We start from the raw sequence: 21,585 nt of genomic DNA, 5'->3' as shown, positions 1-21,585 counted from the left end.
GCGGTGCGCGGATGTCCCGGGTCGGGCATCGGCGTCAGAGCACCGGCGTGGTCACCGGCTGCGGCCGCCGGTCGGTGGGGGAGCGGCTGAGCACGACGGGCAGCCACTGCGAGGTCAGCGCCACCATGCCGAGCCAGGCGAGCACCATTCCCGCGCCGGGGGCGTGCGGAGTCTGCACCGGCATGCCGTTCTGCGACCAGTAGCCGAGCAGCCCGAACAGGGACGCCAGGCCGGAACCGAGCATCGACGCCGACGCGAGCCGCCAGCGGTGCGTGCACAGCGCCGCGGTCGACGACACCACACCGAACACCACAGCGAGGCTCACGAAGACCCGCATCGGCACGGTCGTCGTGGCCTCGTGCCCGAACCACGTGCCGAGCACCGTCCACGACCATTCGGTATCCGATTGCGGCAGAAGCAGACCCAGCACCACCGCGACGACACAGGCGACGAGGACGCGGTGTCGCCGGCCGGCGTCGAACTCCCCGGCGATCTTCCGCTCGATGCGGGCGAACTCCTTACGGTATGCGGACAGGTCGTCGCTCACCGGCACTCCTCGTCGATAGGCACACGAGGGTTCATTATGCGCGTCCCCGGCTACGCCACCCGACGGCGGTGTCGACGACGAGGAACGCCAGCAGGCTGAGCCCGAGCACCGGGGCGAACCACCCCACCACCGCGGCCGCGACGCCGATCGCGACCGCCGGACCTGCGCCGACGCGACGGAGCGCGCCCCGGGACGGGGCCCGGCCGACGGCCCACGCCGACCCACGGGTGGGCCGTCGCCGCCACCACAGCACGTACCCGCGCACCACGACCGTGACCAACGCCACCGCCAGCAGCGCCAGGGCGACCTGCGTGATCAGCCCGAACATGATGCCCATGTGCAGGGTGATCGACCACCACGTCAGCTGCGCGGCGAGCGGCCAGTCCGCGAACCGCAGCACGTCGACGACCTCGCCGGTCGCGCCGTCGACGGCGACCGAGTCGATGCCGTACACCCACGGCTGGCGGGTCTCGGCGACGGTGAAGGCGGTGCCGGTCTTCGCGGGGATCGAGGCCTCGACGACCCCGGTCAGTCCCGCCGCGGCCGCCGCGTCCAGCACCGAGTCGATGCGGGCGATGTTCGTGTCGAGCAGCGCCGGGTCGGCGGCGTGCCCGCCGTGGCCGCCGTGCCCCTCGTGGCCCGTCGCGGGTGCGGCGCTGCTCCCCGTCAGGGTCGCGTCGACGGCGGGCGTCTTCCAGTCCAGTGCCGCCCGCAGCTCGGCGATGTTGTCGCCGGCGAACCGGGACCAGGTCAGACCGGTCGCGGACAGGAACACCAGGCCGACCGCGATCCATACACCCACCACACCGTGCCAGCCGAGGGTGCGGGACCGGCCGGTGGCGGTGCGGTCGACGGTGAGCAGGCGCGCCTCGGCGTCGCGGGCCCGCAACGTCCGGTACCGGCGCACCCACAGGTACACGCCGCCGAGCGCGATCACCCACATCCAGGACGCGGCCAGCTCGCTGTAGAGGCGGCCCGGCTCGCCGAGGTGCAGGTGCCGGTGCAGCTGCGAGATCCAGGTCCGCACCGGCAGGGCGCTGCTGCTGCCGTAGACGGCCAGCTCACCGAGCGGCCGCGCGGTGACCGGGTCGACGAAGACCGCGAGCCGCTGCGACTCGCCGAGGCTCGGGTCGGCGAACAGGACCCGGGTGGTCTCGCCGGGCGCCGCGGCCGGCCGCACCGCGGTGACGGTGAGATCGGGCCGCTGGCCGGTGGCCACCCGGATCTGCTCGGCCACCGGCACGGCGGGACCGGTGGCATCGGTGTGCAGCTGATCGCGGTAGACGAGTTGCTCGATCGTCGGCGCGAGCGCGTAGAGACCGCCGCTGACCGCGGCGATCAGGATGAACGGGGCGACGAGGAGGCCGGCGTAGAAGTGCAGCCGCAGCACGAGTGGTCGCAGGGAGGAGGTGCCGGATCGGCGGGTCGGGGGCGGGACGGAACGATCCGTCCCGAGGTCGGTCGTGGACATGCGAATGCTCGTTTCGATCGTCGGTGACGACGGCAGCGTCGTCACACGTGGGAAAGCCGCCGCGGGGTACGGACGCGGCGGAACAGGATCGGGTCAGGCGGTGCGGGGCGGACCCCGGGTGCCGGCCTGTGCGGAAACGAGCACTCGCAGCACGAGACGTGCCCGGTGCGAGGGTGTGGCCACCCACAGCGGCGCATGCGCCGGGGGCAGGGTCAGTATCGCGGCGACGATGTGCCGCAACACGCCGAGTGCCGCGACGCAACCCTGCTCGGCCGCCCGGATCAGGGCGGCGGAGACGACGAGGGCCGCGGCGTGGGCGCCGAGCATCGCGGGCGAGAGCCCGAGGCCGTGGGCGTGCTCGGCGGTGAGGGTCAGGACGGTGTGACCGATCGTCTGGCCCGCGGCCAGGACGAGCACCAGTGCGGTCAGCGGCCGGTGCGACCGGAGCGCGGACACCGCGGCACCGAACGCGGCGCAGGCGGCGACCATCAGCACCACCGACGCCTGAGACGGAATCTCGCCGCCCGCGAGGCCGTGGGCTGCGACGGCGACCGCGGCGGAGGTCGAGCCCACGAACGCGCCACGCAGCTGCGTGGACGTCGGCGGGCGTGGATTCACGCGAAGGAGCCTACAGCGGTGCGCCCTTTGGGCTGCCCTGACCGCCCAAAGGGCGCACCGCTCAGTGACCGCGCGGTTCGCGCAGGCTCGTTCCTTCGACGTTGCGGACCCGCTTGCGCTCGAGCAGGACCAGCAGGGCACCGATCCCGAAGGACACGATGCAGGCGGGACCGGCGATCCAGGCCCAGCCCTCGAAGCCGTAGCCGGCAGCCACCAGAGTCAGACCGAGCAGCAGCAGCCCGAGGCCCAGGAAGAAGTAGCCCGGCCAGCCCCGGGAATCGGTCAGGGCCTCACCGGCGTGGCTGCGCATCGTGCGGGCGTCGTCGGCCGGGAAGTCGCTGTCGTTCGTCAGGTCCCGGTCGTGGGCCTGCCTGCTGTGCACCGGATCGGCACCCGCGCGGGTCTCCTCGCTTCGCCGAAACTCACTGCTTCGCCGAAACTCACCGCTTCTCCGAAATTCACTGCTTCCCCGAAACTCACTCTCGTGTTCCGTCACAGCCCCATCCTTTCCAGAGGTCGGGTCGGGAGAGCGCTGCAGCGCTCGGATTCACCGACCGGTGCCGCTCGTGTACCCGCTCCCGGCGCCGGGTATGCACCGTGCGGACACGGCGGCTCCGTAACCGCCCGCACACCGCTGAGGGAGGACCCATGACCGACCAGCACCGGCCCCGGAATCCGGTCGAGCAGTACCCGGCCCCGGATCGTGAGCAGCAACCCGAACTCGAGTACCCGGGCCTGACGTCCGACATGGTGTCGGCACCCGACCACGGCGAGCAGACCTATCGCGGCAGCGGCAGGCTCGAGGGCCGACGGGCGCTGATCACCGGTGCCGACTCGGGGATCGGACGGGCCGTGGCGATCGCGTTCGCCCGTGAGGGCGCCGACGTCGTCCTCAGCTATCTCGAGTCCGAGGAGGACGACGCCCGCGAAACCGTGCGGTGGATCGAGGAGGCGGGTCGGCGCGCCGTCGCGGTGCCGGGCGACATCCGCTCCGAGGAACACTGCCGGCACCTGATCGACACGGCCGTGCGTGACCTCGGCGGCCTGGACATCCTGGTGAACAACGCGGCGTTCCAGATGGTGCAGATGAACGGGATCGCCGACATCACCACCGAGCAGTTCGACCGCGTGCTGAAGACGAACCTGTACGCGTTGTTCTGGCTGTGCAAGTTCGCGATCGACGTGATGGAACCGGGCTCGACGATCATCAACACGTCGTCGATCCAGGGGACGAGCCCGTCGCCGGAACTGCTCGACTACGCCACGACCAAGGCCGGCATCGTCGACTTCACCAAGGGTCTGGCGTCGGACGTCGCGAAGCGGGGGATCCGGGTCAATGCCGTCGCCCCGGGACCGATCTGGACGCCGCTCATCCCGGCCACGATGCCCCGGGAGAAGTTCGAATCCTTCGGTGACGACGTCCCGCTCGGCCGGCCCGGGCAGCCGGCCGAACTGGCCCCGGCTTACGTCTTCCTCGCCTCGCAGGAGTCGAGCTACATCACCGGCGAGGTCATCGCCGTCACCGGCGGCAAGCCCTTCTCCTGACAGACCCGCGGGGGGGTGGTGCCGGTGGCCGAATGTCACATTCGGTCGATTCGATCGACGCGATGTGACATTCGGCCACCACCACCACCGCACCGCCGCAGCAGCAGGGGGCGGGTCAGGCCTGGGACCGCTCCCACACACGGTGGGCGCCGAGCAGTTCGACGATTCCGGTCACCACCGCTTCCGGATCGTCGGCGGTGACCACTCCGGGGGCCTCGGGATGGACGGCTGCGTGCTCGAGCGCTTCGGTGCCCGTGCCCCACGTGCCGATCGCCTTGCAGTGCCGGAACGTCTCGTCGACCAGAATGCGTACCCGCGGATCGGCCGGGGCGCTCGCGAGCAGCAGGGCGTCGTACTCGACGGACCGCGCCGTGTCGAAGGTGCGCGAGATCGGCACCTCCTTGCGGCCGCCGTCGAGCTTGCCGCCGTGCGGACCGATCACCAGCGGCACGGCCTTCGCCGCGGCCACCGCCGCCACGGCCTTGGCGACCTCGGCGACGTCGGCGCTGTCGTCCGCGACGATGCCGATCATCCGCCCCTCGACCGGCCACGTCGCACCGACCTGGGACAGGGCCTCGCTGCGCAGCGGCTCACCGTCCGTCGACACCGTCGGCTCCGGTGCCGGCAGGCCGAGACCCGCCGCGACGGTGGCGCACAGCTCCGCGTCGATGTTCGCGAGCACCTGCAGCTGCCGTTCCTTGATCGCCTGCTCGAAGCACTTCCCGAGCTCGAACGTGTACGCGTTCGCCACGTGCTTCTTCTCGATCTCCGACAGGCTCCGGTAGAACAGCCGGGCCTGCGAGAAGTGATCGTCGAACGTGCTCGGCGCCTCGCGTTCCTTGACACCCGCGGCGATCGGCGCCGGCACGTCGATGAACGCGGCGTCCTCGACGCCCGCGAGGAACGGGCATCCCGCTCCGAGCGAGTTGGGCCGGTAGGGAGCCGCGCCCGGATGGATGCCGGTCTGGTGCATGCCGTCGCGCAGCATGTCGTTGACGGGGGCGTGCGGCCGGTTGATCGGCAACTGGCCGAAGTTCGGTCCGCCGAGCCGGCTGAGCTGGGTGTCGAGGTAGGAGAACAGCCGACCCTGGAGCAGCGGATCGTCGGTGACGTCGATGCCGGGGACGAGGTGGCCGGGATGGAAGGCGACCTGCTCGGTCTCGGCGAAGAAGTTCGTCGGGTTGGCGTTGAGCTGCATCGTCCCGATCACCTGCACCGGGGCGAGCTCCTCGGGGACGATCTTGGTGGGGTCGAGAAGGTCGATGCCCTCGAACGTCTGCTCCGGGGTGTCGGGGAAGACCTGCACGCCCAGATCCCATTCGGGGTAGGCGCCGGATTCGATGGCGTCGGCGAGGTCGCGACGGTGGAAGTCCGGGTCGATGCCGCCGAGCAGCTGCGCCTCCTCCCACACCAGCGAGTGCACACCCAGGCGCGGCTTCCAGTGGAACTTCACCAGCGACGTCTCGCCATCGGCGTTGACGAGACGGAAGGTGTGGACGCCGAAGCCCTCCATCATCCGGTAGGAGCGCGGAATGCCCCGGTCCGACATGTTCCACAGGGTGTGCGCGGTGGCCTCGGTGTGCAGCGAGACGAAGTCCCAGAACGTGTCGTGTGCGCTCTGGGCCTGCGGGATCTCGCGGTCCGGGTGCGGCTTGGCGGCATGGACGATGTCCGGGAACTTGATCGCGTCCTGGATGAAGAACACCGGAATGTTGTTCCCCACCAAGTCGAACGTTCCCTCGTCGGTGTAGAACTTCGTCGCGAAACCACGGGTGTCGCGGACGGTGTCGGCGGAACCACGCGAACCGAGCACCGTCGAGAAACGGACGAAGACGCGCGTCTCGCTGCCCTTCTGCAGGAATCCGGCGCGGGTGATCTTCGAGGCGGCGCCGTTGGCCCGGAAGACGCCGTGCGCCGCGGCGCCCCGGGCGTGCACCGCCCGCTCGGGAATGCGCTCGTGATCGAAATGGGTGATCTTCTCGCGGAAGTGGTGGTCCTGCAAGAGCGTCGGACCGCGGCGACCCGCCTTGAGGGAGTGGTCGGTGTCGGTCAGCCGTGCACCCTGGGCGGTGGTGAGGAAGCGGCCCCGGGGACCGCGCGCACCGTCGGGCAGGTCCTCGGGTGTGCCGGTGGCAGTGACCGGGACGGGCTCACGCTGGTCGGGTTTGGCCGGAGGCGGGTCCGTCGGGGCCGTGGGTTCCTCGACCGGAACCTCGAAACCGGCGGGCGAGCCGGGAACCGGCGGATTCTTGTCGAACACTGCGATGCTCCGTTCGGTCGAGACAGGGGACGTTCACGTCCCGACCGAGTTGCCCCGCGCGTCCCGGTCCAAACATCGGCCACGTCCGCGCCCCGCATGCGCCGCGGTGGCGACCCACCGGTCCGCGGCCGCGTCGTACCGGGCCAGACCCGCCTCGCCGAATCGGGTCAGCCACCCGGTCATCGGCCAGCGCCCCCAGCGCCGGTGGAAGACAGCGGCGTTGTGGAGGATCTCGTGCAGATGCTCGACCGGCGGGTCGGAGACCGGGTGGTGCTGATGGAAGGCATGCGCGCCGCCGACCCAGCGCAACCCCACCCCGGCGTGCGCGGCGCGCTGGGCGAAGTCGGTGTCCTCGCCGCCGTACCCGACGTAGTCCGTGCAGAAGCCCCCGACGGCCGTCCACGTCTCGCGGGTCGCCGCGAACGACAGCGACCAGAACAGGTCGTACTCGTCGCCGGTGCGGATCGTGCCGGCCGGGGGGTTCGGCCGTGCCGGATGCGGGTTCACGCTCCGCTCGAGACGGCCCAGGTCGTATCCGCCCGGCCCCGGCGGCGGCAGATACGTCACCGGACCGCACAGCAGGGCGCTGCCGTGCCGCGGATCGCTCGCGGCCCGCTCGTACAACCCGAGGAGGCCCGCGGAGGGAATGCAGTCGACATCGAGGAACACCAGCAGCTCGGCGCCGCGCGCCAAGGCACACTCGGCGCCCACATTGCGCGCGGTGGACAGTGACAACGGTCCGCCCGCGGACGGTGACAACGGTCCGCCCGCGGACGGTGGCGACGGTCCGCCCGCGGACGGTGGCGACGGTCCGCCCGCGGACGGTGGCGACGGTCCGCCCGCCGGCAGGGTCACCGTATGAGCCGGGTAGCCCTCCGCTTCGATCAGCGGTGCGACGGCCGGGTCGCCCATCGACACCACCACGTGATCGTCCGGAGTCCGTGCGCTGCGCGTCAGGCCGCGCAGCTGCAGCCGCAGGTGCGCGTGCCGGCCGGCGACGAGAGTGATCACGGTCGTTCTCATCGTGGTGCCACCTTCGCGGCGACCTCGTCGAGCACCGCGGCGGCGCGCCCGGCAGCCCCCTCGGTGCGCCACCGGGACCACTGTGCGGGATCGAGCCGCAGGGCCCGGCGCAGCAGTTTCGGCCAGTCGTCCGGATGCGGCCAGGCCGGCAGGGTCACCGCCAGGCCGGCTCGGCCCAGCGCGTCGGCGGTGGCGCACTGCTCGTCGTACGGCCGGGGTTCGGCGACGACGATCGCCGGCCGCCGTGCCGCGGCGATGTCGGCGATGGAGTTCTGCCCGGCGTGACCGACGACGACGTCGGCCCGGCTCAGGTCGGACCACGGATCATCCACCCACGGACCGCCCGGCACGCCGACACCGTCCCACGCGTAGCCGGGATGACGCTCGGCCAGCTCGTGCAGGCGCTCGGCCGACAGGGACGAGCCGCCGCTGCCGCTCAGGACCAGGACCCGGGGCCGGCCGCCGGGGGCGGGGCCGGCGACGGGCCGGCCGTCGAACCGGCTGATGCCGCCGACATAGGTGGTCTTGTCCGCGTACGGACGTAGATACGCCGGCTCGTACACCTCCCGCGGCCACGGCGCGACGATGTGCTCGGCCGCGCGGTAACCCAGCCCGTGCGGGGTGTCGGTGCGCTCGCCCGGCATGGCCACGACCACGACGGGGACGCCCAGCAACCGGGCGAACACCGCGACCTCGACCGACACGTCGACCACCAGCAGCCGGGGCCGGGCCGTGGCGACCCAGGACGCCAGCGCCGCCATCCGCTCGCGTAGGCCGCGGTCGTGCCGGGGGACCCAGTGCAGCAACCCGCCGGCGGTGGGATCCTCCGCGGTGTCGACGGACTCGTCGTCGCGGGGCAGTTCGACGACATCGGCGAAGACGTCGGCGAAGCGCCCCAACGGCGCCGAGCACAGGGCCGTCACGGGTTCGCTCGTGCGGGCGCAGATCGAGGCCGCCCGGGTGCGGTGCCCGTGTCCGTGGTGATGGATGTAGTAGCCGATCATGCCGGGCGCTGCCGGACGACGGAGCCGGCCGCACACAGGCGGCGGTACAGGGCGAGGTAGGAGTCCACCATGGTGCGTTCGGAACAGAACGTCTCGGCGCGGCGGCGGGCGTCGAGCCGGGACAATCGGACGGCACGGGGCACGGTGGCTGCCAGCGCCTCCACGTCGTCGGGGGCGACGAGGCAGCCGCTGCCCCGGTCGAGTACCTCGGGGATGCCGCCGCGCGCGAACGCGACCACGGGCGTGCCGCATGCCAGGGACTCGGCCACGACGAGGCCGTACGGCTCGTTCCACTGCGGCGTCACCAGGGTCGCGGCCGACCGGCCGACCGCGGCCGCGAGTTCCCGCTGCGGCAGATGACCGAGATACGTGACGCCGTCGCCCAGACGCGGGGCGATGTGCCGGGTGAAGTAGTCCTCGTCGCTGACCGGACCGGCCAGCCGCAGGGACGTTCCCGCCCGCCGGGCCGCCTCGATCGCCAGGTGGGCACCCTTCTCGGGGACCAGTCGTCCGAACCAGATCAGCGACGGCCCGCCCGGGCCGAGCGGCCACGCCCCGAGGTCGACGCCGTTCGGGACGACGGTGATCTGCGAGGCGACCGCATGCGCCCAGGTCGCCGCGGTGTATCTGCTGACGGCCGCGTAGTGCGCCGAGCCGCCGCCGGGGACGGCGAGCGCCGACTCGAGCCACGGCGTCGGCGGGGTGTGCAGGGTGGTCAGCATCGGGGTCCGCAGCGTCGCGGCCATCGCCGGCGGCAGGTAGTGGACGCTGTGGTTGTGGATCACGTCGAACGAGTCGGCGAGCGGGCCGGCCAGTTCCAGCAGCAGGGACAGGTAGGCGTGGTGGGCGTCGAGGAACGCTTCCGGCGGCATCGACACGTCGCTGCGGGCGGCGGGGCTGGGCGTGAAGGTGCGCACCTCGAGGAACGAGGCGGGCAGCGTGACGTCGGAACCCGCGGCGGCGAACAGCGTCACCCGGTGTCCGTCGGCGCCGAGCGCGCGGGTCAGGTGCCACACGTGTGCCTCGAGTCCCCCGGCGAAGGGCTGCGCGACGGGAAATCGGTGGGACGCGATGAGGGCGATACGCAGTGGGCGACCCGTCACGACAGTGCCCGTTCGTAGATCGCGTGGTGCGCATGGGACAGGAAGCGGCGTTCGAACATGCGCTGCGCCCAGTCGCTGTGGGGCCGCCGACCGCTGTGGTACAGCGCGCGCACCGAATCGGCCAGGGAATCCGGGTCGAAGGTCTGCTCGTCGTATGTGAACACCTGGCAGGGCCGTTGCTGGTGGTAGAACCCGCAACTCGGGGCGATCACCGCCGTACCGAGGTCGTGGCAGGCCTCGAGCCAGCCGGAATGGGTGCCGAACCGGTAGGGCAGGACGGACACAGACAGCGAGGACAGGTACTCCCACAGCTCGTCGTCGGAGAAGTACTTGTGCACACGCACGTCGACGCCCGGCCGGTCCCCGAAGGCGAGGATCTTCGCCCCGGCCTCGGGGGCGTACCAGTGGTTGTCCGGATCGAAGATCTCGTCGTGGACGTTGATCCGCAACTGCGCGCCCGGCAGGTCACGGACGGTGTGGGAGAGGACGTCGAGGACGGGGAAGACGTCCATGTTGGCGCGCAGGCTCTTCGCGTGCACCCCGACGACGAACGGCTCGTCCGGGGACCGGTTCGCGCGCGCGAACCAGGGCTGTTCGACGACGTGTGGGTGGGGCAGGACGGTGGGGGTGCGGCCCCACATCGTCTCGATCCGTCCGGCGGCGCCCTCGGTGAGGGTGATCAGTTCGGTGGCGGCGGGGATCAGGACGTCGAGCTGCTTGTGGTGGGTGCCCGACGTGGGGTGGTGCGGGTTGCGCAGGTCGTGCACGGTGTAGACGAGCGGGATGTCGTGGTCGGCGAGTTCCGCGACCACGTCCTGCAGGGCCTCCGGTTCGATCGCGTCGAAGCCGAAGTGGATGTGGAACACGTCGAACTCGGTGTGGTTGGCGGCGATCCATCCCGGCTCGAGCATCAGCGGCGGCCACCATCCGCCCGGTACCTTGCGTCCGTCGGCGGGCACCGGATCGGCAAGCCGCACCACCTCGTCGTCCCCGTGCGGTCCGGTCAGATGCCGGACGTAGACGTGCGACGCGGGCACCGAGGCCACTCGGATCATGTCTCACCCTCCCCGTGACAAACGACCGGCCACGCACGCGGAGCGGCCGGCTCTGAGGGGCGGCTACCCGTTCGGCGGGGAGTCCACACCTCGCCCGCTCGGGCGTCGCGGGGAGCGATTTCGGGTCCGGAGGTTTCGACCGCGCCGCAGGGGGCACAACGGTCGGGGCTGTTCCGTAGTCCGGATGCGGGCCGGCCAAGGCGCCCCGGGTTGAACTCGACAGCCCGGGGCGCCGAACTCTCCGTGCCGAACCTCTCCGTGCCGGGCCGCGCGGCGGGCCCGGTCAGCGGACGAAACGCTCGACGGCGGCCCCGGGCCGCCACAGATCCACGTACAGGTGTTCCTCGTCGACCGTGGTGAGCACGGCCTCGGCCAGGTCGAGTTCGAACAGGTGCATCGGCCCCGGCGGCACCTCCTCCGGGTAGGCGGCGAGCACGGCCGCCTTCACGTCGTCGTGCAGTTCCCGGGCCCGGCCGCGGACCTTCGCGTCGCCGCCCGTCATCGAGTGGTGCCCGGGATTGGAATGCAGGGCGTAGCGCGGATCGCGCTGCAGGTCGCGGGCTTTCCTCGCGCCGGGCATCGACCCGAGCACCAGTCGGCCGTCGACGATCTCCACCTCCGTCCCGCTGACGCGCGGTGAACCGTCCCGCCGCAGCGTCGCCAGGACGTGATGCTTGTGCGCCTGTAGTCGTGCGGCGATCGCCTGTGCCAGATCCGGTGCCTGCTCGGAGAACTCTTTCCATGGACTCATGAGGTCAGGATGCGCCGATATCACTGACATCGAGTGTCAGTGATTTTTGCGTAGGCTGCGGTCATGCGATCGGCACGCCTGCTCGCGATGATGCTGCGTCTGCAGGGCACCGCGGGCCTGACCGCGCAGCGGCTCGCGGACGATCTCGGCGTCTCGGTGCGCACCGTGTACCGCGACGTCGGTGCCCTGTCCGCCGCGGGGGTCCCGGTGTGGACGGAGAGCGGACCGGGCGGCGGCATCCGCCTGCTCGACGGGTGGCAGTCCCGGCTCAGCGGGCTCACCAGCGACGAGAGTGCCGCGCTGATGCTGCTGGGGGTGCCCACCCTCGCCGCCGACCTCGGTGTGGAACTCGATGCGGCCCGCGGCAAGCTGCTCGGGTCCATGCCGGTCACCCTGCGCAGCGCCGCCCAGGCCTGGCGCGACCGGGTCCACGTCGACGTCCCCGGCTGGTTCGCCGCACCGGGGGACAACACGCACCTGCCGGCCGTCGCGTCCGCCGTGTTCGACGAGCGCCGCCTGAACATCCGCTACCGGCGCGGCGACCGGACCGTGGCGCGCACCCTCGACCCGCTCGGGCTCGTCGCCAAGGCCGGGGTCTGGTACCTCGTCGCCGCGCACCGCGGTCACGTCCGGACCTACCGGGTCGGGCGCATCGCGTCCGCCGCCGTCCTCGACGCCCCGGCCCGACGGCCCGACGGATTCGACCTGCCCGCCTACTGGGCGGCGTCCGCGGCGGAGTTCGATCGTGCGCTGCGCAGGTTCGCCTGCACACTCCGTCTCGGCCCGGCCGCGTGGCGGCGCCTGCCCCGCGTGGTGGGCACCGACGCCGCCGACGTGGAACCGGGACCGCCGGACGCGGACGGGTGGGTGCGGGTGGACCTGTTGCTCGAGTCCGAGGAGGTGGCGCTCGACCAGCTCCTCGCCCTCGGCGGCGGGGTCGAGGTCGTGGCCCCGGAGTCGTTGCGGGCCGCACTGCGCGCCGCCGGCGAGGCCCTCGCCCGGTGCAATGCGTGACGCCGGTGAGGGCTGCGCCCGCGGACCCCGCCCGCGGCGGAATCCGGTGTGCGGGTGTCCGGCGGGGGCGGAGGAAATCACGACAAGCGCTCAGCCGGAACGGCTTTCGTACCGCGACGGCAGCCCGCTCAGCGCACCAGCTTCCACTTGTGCTCGTGCCGGTAGAAGGTGGAGCGCTTGACCGCCCGCGGATTGGCGACCCCGTCGCGGGTGAGCACGGCGCCGGGTGAGCCGAGCTGCACGGCACGGCCGGTCACCCAGCGGTAGCCGCCGAACCAGCGCGGCCGATCGATCGCCGCCCGCAGTCCCGGCATGTCGACGGTCGGCTCGATCCGCACACCCGGGGTCATCCCGCTGAACAGCCGGGTGTCGTCGACGTACGCCTCGCCCACCAGCTCACCGACCTCGCCCTCGACGAGGGCACGCCCGACGAGGGCGATGCCGGCGTCGTCGCGGATGAGCGGCACCGGCCGTGCCGTGCCCTGCAGTGCGACGGTCGCGGCCTTCGATCCGAACCGCAGTCCGTACGCCTCGGCGGCCGGGGTGCGTCGCTCCGGCACGTAGGCCAGTTCGATGCCGAGCCGCTCGGTGCGCATCATCCGGGTCAGCGTCGCGGCGAAGGCGGCGTCCCCGCCCACCACCACGAGCCGGGGGTCCTCGACCGACTCGAGATGCGCGAACACGTCCTCGAAGTCGTCCTTGCCGGGCAGAGCCGGGGCGGTCAACGTGGTCAGGGATGTCAGTGTCAACGGCAGTGGGGCATCACCGCACTTGAGCACAACGGGGGTCAAGAGCACTCCTCTCGCGGGCGACGATGCTCCACTCACTCTAGTCACGACTCGCCTCACCGCCGGACGCTCGAACGCGGCACGGTGAGTCGGGTGGATCGTCGGCACCCGTCACAGTCGGGACGGCGGCCCGCGGACGCCGGGGGCGGTGCCGCACGTGTGGTCCGCTAGACTGTCCCCCCGGCTTCTGTTCTGTGACGGCAGAACCCTGCAGGCGGAGGGCGCCCGCACGTCGACACCCTAGGAGACAGCGAAATGCCGGCAATCGTCCTGATCGGCGCCCAGTGGGGCGACGAGGGCAAGGGCAAGGCCACCGATCTGCTCGGTGGCCGGGTGCAGTGGGTGGTGCGCTACCAGGGGGGCAACAACGCCGGCCACACCGTCGTCCTCCCGAACGGGGAGAACTTCGCGCTGCACCTGATCCCTTCCGGCATCCTCACTCCCGGCGTCACCAACGTCATCGGTAACGGCGTGGTCGTGGACCCGGGCGTGCTGCTCGACGAGCTCGCCGGTCTCGAGAACCGCGGGGTCGACACCACGAACCTGCTGCTCAGCGCCGACGCGCACCTGATCATGCCGTACCACGTGGCCATCGACAAGGTCACCGAACGCTTCCTCGGCGCCAAGAAGATCGGCACCACCGGCCGGGGCATCGGCCCGTGCTACCAGGACAAGATCGCCCGCGTGGGCGTCCGCGTCGCCGACGTCCTCGACGAGAAGATCCTCACCCACAAGGTGGAGGCCGCCCTGGAGTTCAAGAACCAGGTGCTGTCGAAGATCTACAACCGCAAGGCCCTCGACCCGCAGCAGGTCGTCGACGAGGTGCTCGGCCAGGCGGAAGGGTTCAGGCACCGCATCGCCGACACCCGGCTGCGCCTGAACAAGGCCCTCGAGGCCGGCGAGACGGTACTGCTCGAGGGATCGCAGGGCACGCTGCTCGACGTCGACCACGGCACCTACCCGTACGTGACGTCGTCGAACCCCACCGCCGGCGGCGCGGCCGTCGGATCGGGCATCGGTCCCAACCGGATCGGCACGGTGCTCGGCATTCTCAAGGCCTACACCACCCGGGTGGGGTCGGGTCCCTTCCCGACGGAACTGTTCGACGAGCACGGCGCCTACCTGGCCAAGACCGGCGGCGAGGTGGGTGTCACCACCGGCCGGGCCCGGCGCTGCGGCTGGTTCGACGCCGTGATCGCCCGCTACGCGACCCGCGTCAACGGCATCACCGACTACTTCCTCACCAAGCTCGACGTCCTGTCGAGCCTCGAGACCGTGCCGATCTGCGTCGGCTACGAGGTGGACGGGGTCCGCGTCGACGAAATGCCGATGACGCAGACCGACATCCACCACGCCACGCCGATCTACGAGGAGATGCCCGGCTGGTGGGAGGACATCTCCGAGGCCCGCACCTTCGAGGACCTGCCGGAGAACGCCCGGAACTACGTGCTGCGGCTCGAGGAACTCTCGGGTGCGCGGATGTCGTGCATCGGTGTCGGCCCGGGCCGCGACCAGACGATCGTGCGCCGCGACATCCTGAGCTGAAACCCGCTGCGGCCCCGCGTCAGAACAGGGTCGGATCGCCGAAGCCGGGGGCGTGCTCGAGGGCGAGCAGCTCCCGCTTCGTGACGGTGCTTCCGGGCGCGGAGAAGCCGCCGATCCCGCCGCCCGCGGCGAGGATCCGGTGGCACGGCACGATCAGCGGAACGGGGTTGCGTCCCAACGCCTGTCCGACGGCCTGGGCGCCGGCCGGCCGGCCGACCCGGCGCGCCACCTCGCCGTAGGTTGCGACCGCGCCGGGGGCGACGGTGCGGGCGAACTCGTAGACCGCCGTGTCGAATTCGGAGACGTTCCGGTAGTCGACCGGAACCCGGCGCAGGTCGTCGGGCGCCCCCGCGAGATGCGCGGCGACGGCGTCGATCACGGGCTGCACCCCCGGCGGGACGGGCCGCTCGACCGCGGCCGGGAACCGGCCGAGCAGTGCGTCACGCGTGGGTTCGGGCGCGGTCTCGGGCAGTTGCACGCCGACGACGCCGGCCGCGGACCACACGAGCCCGCACGTGCCGACGGCGGTGTCGAACAGGGTGTAGCCGAGGGTGGTCACGCCGTCAGTATGAACTGGCCCGGGGACAGGTGACCACCTCGCCGACTGGACTGCGATACTGGACTGGTGATCACGCGTGCGATCGGAGCCGGTTCCCTGGCCCGCGACCTCGGCAACTGGCAGGACACCGCCGATCGGCGGCCCGCGTACCGGGCTCTCGCCGACGGGATCCGGCTGCTGGTGCACGACGGTCGCGTTCCCCTGGGCGTGGCGCTGCCCAGCGAGCGTGAGCTCGCCGCCGCCCTGGCGCTGAGCCGCACCACCATCACGTCCGCGTACACGGCTCTGCGCGAGGCCGGCTACCTGCGCAGCCGGCAGGGTGCGCGCAGCACCGTCGCGCTGCCGCCGCGGCGACGGGGCACGCCGGCGCGTTCCGCCGCCCCGGCCGCCGCGGAAGCGCCGGAGCCCGTGGATCTCAGCTCCGCGTCCATGCCGGCGCCCGCCGCCGAGATCGAGTCGGCCTACGCCGCCGCGCTGCGGTCGGTGCCCGCCTACCTCGACTCCCACGGCATGGAACCGATCGGCCTGGCCCTGCTGCGGGAGGTGATCGCGCGGCGCTACCGGGACCGCGGGCTGCCGACCGGGGCGGACCAGATCATGGTCACCTCGGGCGCGCAGCACGCGCTGCGCCTGCTGCTCGGCGTGCTCACCGACGCCGGCGACCGGGTGATCGTCGACCATCCCACCTATCCCAATGCGCTCGAGGCGATCCGGCGGCACGGGGCGCGGCCGGTCGTCGTGCCGGTGCGGCCCGAGGGCGGCGCCGACGACGGCTGGGACCTGGAGGGCCTGCGCAGCGCCGCCCGGCAGACCGCGGCGCGAATGGCGTTCCTGATCCCGGACTTCCACAGTCCCACCGGGCTGTGCATGGGCGCGGCGGGCCGGGCCGAACTCGTCCGCATCGCGGAGGAGACCCGCATGACGCTCGTCGTGGACGAGACGATGGTGGACCTGTGGCTGGACACCCCGCCGCCGCCCGCCGTCGCCTCGTACGGCGCGGACCGCTCCGTCGTGACGGTGGGCTCGACCGGCAAGTCCCTCTGGGGCGGTCTCCGGGTGGGCTGGATCCGCGCCGACCGATCCCTGATCACCCGGCTCGTGGGGGCGCGCTCCGCCGTCGACCTCGGCACGCCGGTCATGGAGCAGCTCGCCGCGGCGCACCTGCTCGGCGACGTCGAGGACCTGCTCGAGCGGCGACGCGGACAGCTGCGCCGCCGGCGGGCGGCGATGCTCGGCGCGCTCGACGAGTTCCTGCCCGACTGGACGTACACGGTCGGACCGGGCGGGATGTCGCTGTGGGTGCGGATGCCCACGCCGGTGTCGACCGCGCTCGCGGCGACCGCCCCCACTCACGGTGTGGTCCTCGCCGCGGGACCCCGCTTCGGGGTGGAAGGCGCGTTCGAACGGTTCCTGCGGCTGCCCTACGCGCGGGAGGCCGACGAGGTGCGCCGGGCGGTCGCGTCCGTGGCCTCGGCGTACGACGCGCTGGCCCGCGGCCGGGACCTCGTCGAGCCACACCTCGTGGTCTGATTCGGGGGTGGCCGGACCCCGACCGGGAACGGGCCCGCGGCGTTATGCTCGAGGGGTACGAACGGGTGGCCGCCTGGGAGTCGCCATATCGGACGGATGCGAGAGTTACTGTGGCCGAACACGATCCGTACGCGACGCAACGCGACGTCGGGGTCGACCTCGCCGCCGAGCTGGCCGACGCCGGATTCGACGACGCGCGTGAGATCGGGCGCGGCGGTTTCGGGGTCGTCTACCGCTGCTACGAGACCGCACTCGACCGTCCGGTCGCGGTGAAGGTCCTCACCTCCCACATGGACCCCGACAACCTCGAACGCTTCCTGCGGGAGCAGCGCGCGATGGGCCGGCTGTCCGGACACCCGAACATCGTCAACGTCATGCAGGTCGGCACCACCCGAACGGGACGCCCGTACCTCGTGATGCAGTACCACTCGCGCGATTCGCTCGACGCGCAACTGCGCAGTGCCGGCCCCGTGCCGTGGCCGGAGGTGCTGCGCATCGGCATCAAGCTGGCCGGCGCCCTCGAAACGGGCCACCGCGCCGGAATCCTGCACCGCGACATCAAGCCGGGCAACATCCTGCTCACCGAGTTCGGCGAGCCGCAGCTCACGGATTTCGGCATCGCACGGGTGAGCGGCGGCTTCGAGACGGCGACGGGCGAGGTGACCGGGTCGCCGGCCTTCACCGCCCCCGAGGTGCTCAGCGGACGTGCGCCCACACCGGCCTCGGACGTCTACAGTCTCGGCGCCACGCTGTTCTGCGTGCTCACCGGACACGCGGCGTTCGAACGGCGCAGCGGCGAGCGGGTCGTGGCGCAGTTCGTCCGGGTGACCACCCAGCCCGTTCCGGACCTGCGGGAGCGGGGGATCCCGGATGCGCTCTCGTCGGCGATCGAACGCGCCATGTCGGTGGACCCGCAGACCCGGCCCGCGAGCGCCGCCGAGTTCGGGGAGATGCTGCGCGAGGTGCAGGCGGACGAGGGGCTGCCGGTCGACGAACTGCCCGTAGCCGGGGAACTCGAGCCGGGTTCGGAGTCCGGTCACCATCCGTCGCCGTCCGTGGCGGAGCGACGGGGCACCTACCGGTCCGGTGTGCGCGCGACCACCCCGCCGGCTCCGGCCACGCGGTTCCGGCCGCCGTCGACGCCGCGCCGGCTGGTGCCGCGCCGGCGCCTGCTGTCGATCCTCGACGCGGACCAGCGACGGAAACTGACCGCCATCCACTCGCCACCGGGATTCGGCAAGACCATGCTGGCCCTGCAGTGGCGCTACGTGCTCACCGAGAAGGACGTGCCCGTCGCCTGGCTCAACGTCGACCACGACGACAACAACGTGGTGTGGTTCCTGACGCATCTCGTCGAATCCATCCGGCAGGTCCGGCCGTCGCTCGCACGCGAACTCGGCCAGGTGCTCGACGAACACGGGGACGAGGCGGAACGCTACGTGCTCACCTCGCTCGTCGACGAAATCCACGAGGCCGGTGAACGACTCGTCGTCATCATCGACGACTGGCATCGGGTGACGGATCCCGCGACGGTCGCCGCGATGGCGTTCCTGCTGGACAACGCCTGCCACCATCTGCAACTCGTCGTCGTCGGGCGCACCCGCTCGGGCCTGCCCACCAGCCGGATGCGGGTGCGCGACGAACTCGTCGAGATCGACTACGAGCAACTGCGTTTCGACGTGGACGAGGCCCGCGTGTTCCTCGTCGACCTCGCCGGCCTCGACCTCGACGACGACGAGGTCGCCGACCTGACCGCCGCGACCGACGGGTGGGCGGCGGCCCTGCAGCTCGCGGCGATGTCGCTGCGCGGGCGCGACGACCCGGAGGAGCTGATCTCACATCTGTCCGGCCGGCACCGGGCGATCGGCGAGTTCCTCGCCGAGAACGTGCTCGCCTCCCTGCCCCCGGCCGACGTCGAGTTCCTGCTCGCCTCCTCGATCACCGAACGCATCTGCGGCAGCCTCGCCACCGCCCTCACCGGGCACGAACGTGGCCAGGCGCTCCTCGAGAGCATCGAGGAGCGGGATCTGTTCCTGCACCGGATCGACGAGGACGGCCGCTGGTTCCGGTATCAGCCGCTGTTCGCCGAATTCCTCCGGCAGCGGCTCGAACGCGAACATCCCGAACGCATCCCGGCCCTGCACCGGACCGCGTCCGAATGGTTCGAGAGCCATGCCATGGTCGGTGAGGCCGTCGACCATGCCCTCGCCGCGGGGGACGAGGACCGCGCGACGGATCTGGTCGAGGAGAACGGGCGCCGGCTGCTCGAACACGGCCATGCGACCACCCTGCTCGGCCTCGTCGCCAAGCTGCCGCGCCGGGCCGCCGCGGGCCGGATCCACCTGCAACTGTCCATCGCGTGGGCCAACATCCTGCTGCACCGCTCGGCACCGGCGCTGCGCGCGCTGGAGGTGGTCGAGGCGGCGGTCGCGGACTCCGGCACGGACGCCGAGGAGGCGGCCGACATCGCCGTCGAGGTGGAGGTCGTGCGCGGCGTCGTCGACCTGCGGTGCGACCGCATGGAACGCGCCGACGATCTCGTCGAGCACTGCCTGGCCCGGGCCGACACGCTGCCGCCGCTGGTGATCGCGTCCGGGCTCAACGTCGCCACGTTCGCTGCGGTCTACCGCGCGGACTACGACGAGGTGGTTCGGCTGCAACAGCTGGCCCAGCCGTATCACGACCTCAACGAGGGGCCCTACAACCTCATGCACGGCCGCGCCCTGCTGGGCCTCGCGGCGATCGAACAGCTCGACGTCGCCGGCGCCGAGGAGCACTTCCGGGCGGGTCTGCGGGCGGCGCGCCGGGGCGCCGGCCGGCACTCGTCGGCGGCGATGCTGGCCGGGTCGATCCTCGGCGAGCTGCTCTACGAACGAGGCGAACTCGACGAGGCCGAACGGCTGCTCGACGACGGCTACGCCCTCGGGTCCGAGGGCGGGGTCGTGGACTTCAAGATCTCGCGGTACGTCGTCGGTGCGCGGCTCAAGGCCGTGCGCGGCGACCGCGACGCGGTGGTGTCGCGACTGGCGGACGGCGGCCGCGCGGCCGCCGTCATGGACCTGGAGCGGCTGGCGGCTGTCGTGGAGAACGAACGGGTCCGGCTCGGGCTCGGGCCGTTGCCGGGGGTGGCGCCGCCGCCACCGGTGTCCTACGGCACGCGTCCGCGACCGGACCACGGCACGGCGGCCTGGACAGCGCAGTTCGAGGAGACCACGGCCATCCGGTTGCTGCTGGCCGACCCCACACCGGAGAACACCGAACTGGCGTGCCGGTGGGCCGGCGAGTGGGTGCAGCTGCTGCGCGGCAGCCGCCGGGAGCGGAGGCTGTTGCGCGCGGAGCGACTCGAGGTGGCGTGCCTGGCCGCGGCCGGACGGCACGAGGAGGCGGTGACCCTGCTGGCCTCCGTCGCCGCGCGATGCGAACGAGCGGGCCTGCACCGGTTCCTGCCCGACGGCGGCCCGCTCGTACTCGACGTCGCGCGCCGCCTCGCGGACGAGCTCACCGCAGGCAGGGGCCGCGCCGGCCGCCCGGACGTGTCCCCGGCGTTCCTGCACGAGGCCGTGGACACGGGCGCCGTGCATCTCCTGTAGGCGCCTGCGGCGCCGGTGTGTCCTTTGGGCGGCCCTGGCCGCCCAAAGGACACACCGGCAGCTTCGCTGCCTAGCGCCAGACGGAGTCGATGTCGGTGGCCTCGCCGGCCGGGGGGGTGGGGGCGCCGGCCGGGGTGCGGGAGAAGCGGGGCGCCGGGGCGTGCTGGGTGACGCCGTCGAGCTCGATCAGCGAGCCGCGGGCCGCGATGTGCGGGTTGGCCGGGGCCTCGCCGAACGTGAGCACGGGGGAGACGCACGCGTCGGTGCCGTCGAAGATCGCGGCCCACTCGTCGCGAGTCTTGGACAGGAACTTCTCCGTGAACAGCTTCTTCATCTGCGGCCACGCCGACGTGTCGAGCTGCTGCGGCAGCTCGGCCGGGTCGAGCTCGAGACCCTGCAGCAGCAGCGCGTAGAACTGCGGCTCGATCGAGCCCACCGCCATGTACCTGCCGTCGGCGGTCTCGTACACGTCGTAGAACGGTGCGCCGGTGTCGAGAAGGTTCACGCCGCGCTCGTCCGACCACACGCCGCGGCCGCGGAACGCCCACATCATGTGCGAGAGCGCGAGCGCGCCGTCGACCATCGCGGCGTCGACGACCTGTCCCTTGCCGGAACTCTGGCGTTCGACGAGGGCGGAGAGGATGCCGAAGATCAGGAACATCGAGCCGCCGCCGAAGTCACCGACCATGTTCAGCGGCGGCACCGGCCGCTCACCCTTGCGTCCGACGGCGTGCAGCACACCGGTCAGCGAGATGTAGTTGATGTCGTGCCCGGCGGCGTGGGCGAGCGGCCCCTCCTGCCCCCATCCGGTCATCCGGCCGTACACCAGGCGCGGATTGCGGGCCAGCGCGACGTCCGGGCCGAGGCCCATGCGCTCGGTGACCCCTGGGCGGAAGCCCTCGATGAGCACGTCGGCGCGTTCGATCAGCCCGAGCACCTTCTCGACCTGCTCGGGATCCTTGAGGTCGGCCTCGACGACGCGGCGGCCGCGCTGGATCTGGTCGCGGTGCCCGGCGGGCGGAATCAGACCCGGACGCTGCACGCAGACGACGTCGGCGCCGAGGTCGGCGAGCAGTGTCGCGGCGTGCGGGCCGGGACCGAGACCCGCGAACTCGACGACGCGGATACCCGCGAGCGGACCCTTCTTCTCAACAGCTTCAGCGGACACTCGTCGAACCTCAC

General features: G+C 72.0%; 18 protein-coding genes. 5 read left to right on the top strand and 13 right to left on the bottom strand.

The genetic code is table 11. From position 1 onward, the window contains the following. Positions 1-34: 34 nt before the first annotated feature. From LZP97_RS14390 to LZP97_RS14375, 4 genes are all read right to left on the bottom strand, one after another. The gene (locus tag LZP97_RS14390) at positions 35-547 is read right to left on the bottom strand and encodes an Rv2732c family membrane protein (RefSeq protein WP_026137753.1); all 513 of its coding nucleotides are present in this window, start codon (positions 545-547) and stop codon (positions 35-37) included. A gap of 34 nt (positions 548-581) precedes the next feature. Next, positions 582-2,018, bottom strand: a complete 1,437-nt coding sequence (locus tag LZP97_RS14385; RefSeq protein ID WP_040270661.1) for a PepSY-associated TM helix domain-containing protein — start codon at positions 2,016-2,018, stop codon at positions 582-584. A 93-nt stretch (positions 2,019-2,111) separates the two neighbouring features. Then, the gene (locus LZP97_RS14380; protein ID WP_026137752.1) at positions 2,112-2,636 is read right to left on the bottom strand and encodes a hypothetical protein; all 525 of its coding nucleotides are present in this window, start codon (positions 2,634-2,636) and stop codon (positions 2,112-2,114) included. A 61-nt stretch (positions 2,637-2,697) separates the two neighbouring features. Further along, positions 2,698-3,018 carry a hypothetical protein gene (locus LZP97_RS14375; RefSeq protein ID WP_010593191.1) on the bottom strand — a complete coding sequence of 107 codons (321 nt, stop codon included), beginning with the start codon at positions 3,016-3,018 and terminating at the stop codon, positions 2,698-2,700. 266 nt (positions 3,019-3,284) lie between these two features. Between LZP97_RS14375 and LZP97_RS14370 the strand changes: the two genes are divergently transcribed. After that, the gene (locus LZP97_RS14370; RefSeq protein WP_010593190.1) at positions 3,285-4,181 is read left to right on the top strand and encodes a glucose 1-dehydrogenase; all 897 of its coding nucleotides are present in this window, start codon (positions 3,285-3,287) and stop codon (positions 4,179-4,181) included. 115 nt (positions 4,182-4,296) lie between these two features. On the opposite strand, the gene LZP97_RS14365 is transcribed toward LZP97_RS14370, so the two are convergent. The 6 genes from LZP97_RS14365 to LZP97_RS14340 form a co-directional block, all read right to left on the bottom strand. Next, the gene (locus LZP97_RS14365; protein WP_048772131.1) at positions 4,297-6,441 is read right to left on the bottom strand and encodes a catalase; all 2,145 of its coding nucleotides are present in this window, start codon (positions 6,439-6,441) and stop codon (positions 4,297-4,299) included. Positions 6,442-6,474: 33 nt separating this feature from the next. Further along, positions 6,475-7,464 (bottom strand): glycosyltransferase family 2 protein, encoded by a 990-nt coding sequence (locus tag LZP97_RS14360; RefSeq protein ID WP_048772133.1) that lies wholly within the window; start codon positions 7,462-7,464, stop codon positions 6,475-6,477. After that, positions 7,461-8,468, bottom strand: a complete 1,008-nt coding sequence (locus tag LZP97_RS14355; protein WP_029539929.1) for a glycosyltransferase — start codon at positions 8,466-8,468, stop codon at positions 7,461-7,463. Before LZP97_RS14355 ends, LZP97_RS14360 begins: the two co-directional genes overlap by 4 nt. After that, a complete protein-coding gene (locus LZP97_RS14350; RefSeq protein ID WP_010593186.1) occupies positions 8,465-9,571 on the bottom strand; it encodes a glycosyltransferase family 4 protein in 1,107 nt (368 codons plus the stop codon). Before LZP97_RS14350 ends, LZP97_RS14355 begins: the two co-directional genes overlap by 4 nt. Further along, entirely contained in the window at positions 9,568-10,626 is a 1,059-nt protein-coding gene (locus LZP97_RS14345) for a hypothetical protein (RefSeq protein WP_040270668.1), read from the bottom strand. The genes LZP97_RS14350 and LZP97_RS14345 overlap by 4 nt, the downstream gene beginning before the upstream one ends. A 283-nt stretch (positions 10,627-10,909) precedes the next feature. Then, positions 10,910-11,377: a pyridoxamine 5'-phosphate oxidase family protein gene (locus LZP97_RS14340; protein WP_010593184.1), complete on the bottom strand. Its 468-nt coding sequence runs from the start codon at positions 11,375-11,377 to the stop codon at positions 10,910-10,912. A 63-nt stretch (positions 11,378-11,440) separates the two neighbouring features. Here LZP97_RS14340 and LZP97_RS14335 point away from each other — a divergent pair, with 63 nt between their 5' ends. Next, the gene (locus tag LZP97_RS14335) at positions 11,441-12,391 is read left to right on the top strand and encodes a helix-turn-helix transcriptional regulator (protein ID WP_010593183.1); all 951 of its coding nucleotides are present in this window, start codon (positions 11,441-11,443) and stop codon (positions 12,389-12,391) included. Positions 12,392-12,519: 128 nt separating this feature from the next. On the opposite strand, the gene LZP97_RS14330 is transcribed toward LZP97_RS14335, so the two are convergent. Then, entirely contained in the window at positions 12,520-13,170 is a 651-nt protein-coding gene (locus LZP97_RS14330) for a hypothetical protein (protein WP_010593182.1), read from the bottom strand. 264 nt (positions 13,171-13,434) lie between these two features. Here LZP97_RS14330 and LZP97_RS14325 point away from each other — a divergent pair, with 264 nt between their 5' ends. Continuing rightward, positions 13,435-14,724 (top strand): adenylosuccinate synthase, encoded by a 1,290-nt coding sequence (locus LZP97_RS14325; protein ID WP_010593181.1) that lies wholly within the window; start codon positions 13,435-13,437, stop codon positions 14,722-14,724. 19 nt (positions 14,725-14,743) lie between these two features. Here the strand turns inward: LZP97_RS14325 and LZP97_RS14320 are convergent, their stop codons facing one another. Beyond that, the gene (locus LZP97_RS14320) at positions 14,744-15,283 is read right to left on the bottom strand and encodes a methylated-DNA--[protein]-cysteine S-methyltransferase (protein WP_017680712.1); all 540 of its coding nucleotides are present in this window, start codon (positions 15,281-15,283) and stop codon (positions 14,744-14,746) included. Positions 15,284-15,349: 66 nt separating this feature from the next. Here LZP97_RS14320 and yczR point away from each other — a divergent pair, with 66 nt between their 5' ends. After that, positions 15,350-16,813 carry a MocR-like transcription factor YczR gene (yczR, locus tag LZP97_RS14315; protein ID WP_017680711.1) on the top strand — a complete coding sequence of 488 codons (1,464 nt, stop codon included), beginning with the start codon at positions 15,350-15,352 and terminating at the stop codon, positions 16,811-16,813. Between the two features lie 110 nt (positions 16,814-16,923). Continuing rightward, on the top strand, positions 16,924-20,403 hold the full coding sequence (locus LZP97_RS14310; RefSeq protein ID WP_048772136.1) for a serine/threonine-protein kinase: 3,480 nt from the start codon (positions 16,924-16,926) through the stop codon (positions 20,401-20,403). 70 nt (positions 20,404-20,473) lie between these two features. Here the strand turns inward: LZP97_RS14310 and LZP97_RS14305 are convergent, their stop codons facing one another. After that, complete coding sequence (locus LZP97_RS14305) at positions 20,474-21,571, bottom strand: CaiB/BaiF CoA transferase family protein (protein WP_010593175.1); 1,098 nt, start codon at positions 21,569-21,571, stop codon at positions 20,474-20,476. Between the last annotated feature and the right edge of the window lie 14 nt (positions 21,572-21,585).

It is taken from the genome of Rhodococcus sp. DMF-1, from assembly GCF_021441945.1.
GTDB lineage: Bacteria > Actinomycetota > Actinomycetes > Mycobacteriales > Mycobacteriaceae > Rhodococcus > Rhodococcus ruber.
This window is presented reverse-complemented; position numbering and strand designations above follow the sequence as displayed.

Excerpts from the sequence above, each read along its gene's own strand:
- LZP97_RS14345 (WP_040270668.1), bottom strand. The coding sequence starts at position 10,626 with ATGATCCGAGTGGCCTCGGTGCCCGCGTCGCACGTCTACGTCCGGCAT.
- LZP97_RS14370 (WP_010593190.1), top strand. The coding sequence starts at position 3,285 with ATGACCGACCAGCACCGGCCCCGGAATCCGGTCGAGCAGTACCCGGCC.
- LZP97_RS14335 (WP_010593183.1), top strand. The coding sequence starts at position 11,441 with ATGCGATCGGCACGCCTGCTCGCGATGATGCTGCGTCTGCAGGGCACC.
- LZP97_RS14355 (WP_029539929.1), bottom strand. The coding sequence starts at position 8,468 with ATGATCGGCTACTACATCCATCACCACGGACACGGGCACCGCACCCGG.
- LZP97_RS14360 (WP_048772133.1), bottom strand. The coding sequence starts at position 7,464 with ATGAGAACGACCGTGATCACTCTCGTCGCCGGCCGGCACGCGCACCTG.
- LZP97_RS14340 (WP_010593184.1), bottom strand. The coding sequence starts at position 11,377 with ATGAGTCCATGGAAAGAGTTCTCCGAGCAGGCACCGGATCTGGCACAG.
- LZP97_RS14325 (WP_010593181.1), top strand. The coding sequence starts at position 13,435 with ATGCCGGCAATCGTCCTGATCGGCGCCCAGTGGGGCGACGAGGGCAAG.
- LZP97_RS14385 (WP_040270661.1), bottom strand. The coding sequence starts at position 2,018 with ATGTCCACGACCGACCTCGGGACGGATCGTTCCGTCCCGCCCCCGACC.